The sequence below is a fragment of the Mesorhizobium sp. M7A.F.Ca.CA.004.06.1.1 genome (assembly GCF_003999135.1).
Taxonomy (GTDB): domain Bacteria; phylum Pseudomonadota; class Alphaproteobacteria; order Rhizobiales; family Rhizobiaceae; genus Mesorhizobium.
Genome location: NZ_RZPQ01000496.1, coordinates 1 through 4,443 on the forward strand (window position 1 = coordinate 1; position 4,443 = coordinate 4,443).

1 protein-coding gene is annotated in these 4,443 nt (G+C 62.9%); it reads left to right on the plus strand.

The genetic code is table 11. The features are described 5' to 3' along the window. Positions 1-195: 195 nt before the first annotated feature. A partial coding sequence (locus EN906_RS24255; RefSeq protein ID WP_164777317.1) for a PAS domain-containing protein occupies positions 196-4,443 on the plus strand: 4,248 nt, incomplete at its 3' end.

Sequence of the window (4,443 nt, forward strand, 5' to 3'; positions counted from 1 at the left end):
GAAAAAAGGCACAATCCGTCCAAGCATCAGCAATACCCCTGCCGTTGCTTATATAGCGGGTTCGACCCCGCCGACAACCGGGCGGAATGAAGCTAACTGACCGTTAAGGTTAGCGGATCCTTAATGCTTCTCGGGCACATTTTGCCGACGAACCGCGGAGGAGGGTTCGGCCTTGGTTTTCGGGGTGGGGACGGCATGGCGGAAGCGAACGAAACAATCAGCGCGCGCGGCAAGCGCGCGCCTCGCAGATCCACAGCGCATGGCGACGATGCATCATCGTCCGCCTCTTGCATGGATTCGAACGATGCGCTTCGCCAACTCGTCGAAGCCGGTTCCGACTGGGTCTGGGAGACCGACGCCGAACTGCGCTTCTCCTGGCTCTCGCAAAATTACCAGGCAGCCACCGGCATCGATCCGGCAAACGTGCTTGGCCGGTTCCGCTTCGACTTCCTCAATCAGGTCCTGAACGGCGATCGTAGTGGCGCCGCGCATTTGGAGGATCTGCAGGCGCACCGGCCTTTTCGCGACTTCGTCTACGAACTCAAGGGTGGCAGCGCCGACTGTCGCTGGGTCTTGACATCAGGCTTTCCGAAGTTCGACGACGAAGGAAGATTTGCCGGCTATCGCGGAATCGGCCGCAACGTCACGGCATTGGCCGGCGCCTTCAAGGGTCCGGGGCCGGAACCATCGGCCGACGGCGAGCCCGACCAGCATCTGGCCGACCTCGAGCGGACGATGGACGCCATGCAGATGGGCGTCGTGCTCCTCGACGCCAGGCTCGACACGCTGATCGTCAACAAGGCCTATCGCGACCTCTCGAGGATTCCGGACGGCGCTGTCGGCGTCGGCGCTCCGTTCAGCCTGTTGATGGAGCTCAACCGCCGCAGCGGCATCTATGGCGACATCGACGAACGGCAATGGCAGCGCTACCTTGCCACTCGTCTCGAGGAGATTCGCGCCGGATCCGTCGCGCCGCGCGAATTTGTCCATGCCAACGGCAGGACGATGATGTTCTCGGTGACGGCGCTGTCAGGCGGCAAGCGGCTGTTGACCTATTATGAGGTCACCGAGATCAAGCAACGCGATGCGGAGATCAAAAGCGCGAACGCCAAGATCGCCGAGACCTTCGCCAGTCTCCGCACCATGGTCGACCAGATGCCGATCGGTGTCCTCGTCCTCGACGCCGATATGCGCACCGAGATCATCAACCGTGCTTTCTATGATTTCTGGCAGATCGACGCCCGGCGCGCCGAGATCGGCTGCAGCTTCCGCGATCTGATGGACGCCAGCCGCGACATCGATCCGTTTGGTGCCGACGATGCATCATGGCAGCGGCATATCGCCGAGCGCGAGGCGGAAATCAGGGCCGGGATCGCCGCGGCGCGGCAGTTCCCGCGCAATGACGGCCGCACGCTGATATCGTCGATGGCGCCGCTGGCCGGCGGCAAGCGGCTGATCTCCTATGTCGACGTCACCGACATGAAGAACCGGGAGGCCGAACTTGCCGACGCGCTGGAGAAAGCGCGGCTGGCGGAGGCGGTGATCAACGCCGTCAAGGATCCGATCTTCGTCAAGGACGACCATCTGCGCTTCGTCTTCGTCAACGAGGCGTTCGCGGCTCTGTTTGGCCAGACGCCGCAAGCCATGCTCGGCAAACCCGGCGGCGATTTCCTCCCGGCGAACGCTGTCGCGCTTTTCGAGCAGAGCGAAGGTGAGGTCCTTGCGACCGGGCGGCCGTACGAAGTGGAAGAGAATTTCGAGGTCGATGGCGCCAGCCGATCGCGTATCGTCAGGAAGAGCCGCGTCGGCATGGCCAGCGGCCGCAACTATGTTGCCGGCTTCCTGTTCGATATTTCCGAAATGAAGCGCCGCGAGACGGAAGCGCAGGATGCGCGCAAGCATCTCGCCAGCGTGCTGGAATCCTTGCCGGCCGCCGTGATCATCTACGATCGCGACGACAGGTTCGTTTTCGCCAACCGCAAGATCCAGGATACGCTGCCGGCCTTGAAGCCGGCATGGCAGCCCGGCTGCACATTCCGCGAGGCACTCGTTCTGGGCCATGCGAACGGCTATTTCCGCGACAGCGGCGATCCACAAGTCGACCAGCTCTACGACAGCGACCATGACCGCTGGCTGGATGCGATCCTCGCCCGCTACCGCTTGCCCAATTCCTGCTACGAGCGTCATAACCCCGACGGCCGCTGGTACCAAGTCTACGACATGCGGACCGATGATGGCACCTTCATCGGTGTTCGCGTTGACATCTCCGAGATCAAGAGCCGCGAGGCGGCATTGCGCGATTCGATGCGCCAGATCGACCTGTTCCGGCACGTGATGGACGAGTTGCCGGTGGCCGCCTTCATCAAGGCGCAGGACCTGAGCATAGAATTCGTCAACAAGGCCTGGTGCGCGATCACCGGCTTGGCCAAGGAGGATGTCATCGGCCGCACCGACCGGCAGTTGTTCGGTGCGCAGGACGCCGATGGCTACAGCCATGACGACACGCAAGTCGCCGTGACGGGCGCCGTCAGGGAGGTCGAGGAACCCGTCACCCATCGCGACGGCACGGTTCGGCAGTTGATGACGCGCAAGAGCCGCCTGGTGACGCTGGACGGGTCGGTGCATCTGGTCGGTTCGAGCACCGACATCACCGACGTCAAGGCGCGCGAGCGTGCGCTGGAAGAGAGCATGCGCGAGAACGAGGTGTTCCGCAGCCTGATCGACAACGTGCCGGTATCGATCTACGCCAAGCGCTCCGATCTCCGGCAGTTCTATGTCAACAAGGGCTGGTGCGATCTCACGGGCTTCCGCAAGGAAGAGGCTATCGGCAAGACCGACATCGAGATTTTCGGGCCGGATGGCGAGGCTTTCGTCAATGGCGACCTCGCCGTGCTGCGCACCGGCGAAACCCAGGAGGTCGAAGAGACGGTGACGTTGGCCGACGGCAGCGTCAGGCATCAATTCGCCCGCAAGGGCGCGATGATCGCCTCCGACGGCTCGCTCTATTTGATCGGCTCGACCACCGACATCACCGAGCTGAAGATGCGAGAGGCCGAACTGCGCGAGGCGCGTCAGCGCGCCGTGCTCGCCGACCGCGCCAAGTCGGAATTCCTCGCCAATATGAGCCATGAGATCCGCACGCCGATGAACGGCGTGCTCGGCATGGCCGAACTGCTGGCCAAATCGGACCTCGACCCGAAGCAGAAGACGTTCACCGACATCATCGTGAAATCGGGCAATGCGCTGCTCACCATCATCAACGACATACTGGACTTCTCCAAGATCGATGCCGGTCAGCTGGTGCTCGATCCGGCGCCCTTCAATCTGGCCGAGGCGATCGAGGATGTGGCGACACTGGTGTCGACACGAGCCAAGGAAAAAGACCTCGAGCTGATCGTGCGTGTCGAACCTCGGCTCGAGAGCCTGTTCGTCGGCGATGTCGGCCGTATCAGACAGATCGTCACCAACCTGCTCGGCAACGCGGTGAAATTCACCGATGAAGGCCATGTGCTGGTCGACGTCACCGGCGAGAGGGTTCCGACCGGAACGAAGCTGACGATCTCGGTCACCGATACCGGTATCGGTATCCCCGAGGAAAAACTGAAACTGGTGTTCGAGAAATTCAGCCAGGTCGACACCTCTTCGACGAGGCGGCATGAGGGAACCGGCCTCGGTCTTGCCATCACCTCGCGGCTCGTCGAACTGATGGGCGGCGACATCGGGGTCGAAAGTGCGGAAGGCAAGGGCTCGACTTTCTGGTTCTCGGTGACGCTGCCGCGGGCCGGACAGCAGAACGGACAGCGCATCATGCCGATCGACGTGACCGGTGCGCGTGTGCTGATTGTCGACGACAATGCCGTCAATCGGGCCATCCTGACCGAACAGATGACATCGTGGACGTTCGATTCCTGCGCGGCCGAAAGCGGCGCCGAAGGCCTCAAGGTACTGATCGCCGCCGCTGCCTATGGTGTCCCGGTCGATTGCGTCGTGCTCGACTACCAGATGCCTGGAATGAGCGGCGCCGAAATGGCGCGGATCGTGCGCAGCACCGCCGGCCTTGCCGGCATGCCGATCATCATGCTGACCTCGGTCGACCAGTCGCTCGCCAACACCAGCTATCGCGATCTTGGCATCGATGCCCAGCTGATCAAGCCGGCGCGCTCCTCGGTGCTGCTGGAAACGCTGGTCGCCACCATCCAGCGGCATCGCCACAACACGAGCGGCAGCGACGCGCAGCCGCTCGCAGCCGACGTCGCTGCGGGTTATGTGATGCGGACGCAGCCCTCGGCGCCGTCCGAACAGCGGGCGCTGCTGCAGCCGCCCTCAATTCGCCCCCGGCCACCGGTGGCGGCTGGCGGCGACAGGCTGGATATCCTGGTGGCCGAGGACAATGAGGTGAACCAGATGGTGTTCACCCAGATCCTCGGCGAGACCGGTTATGGT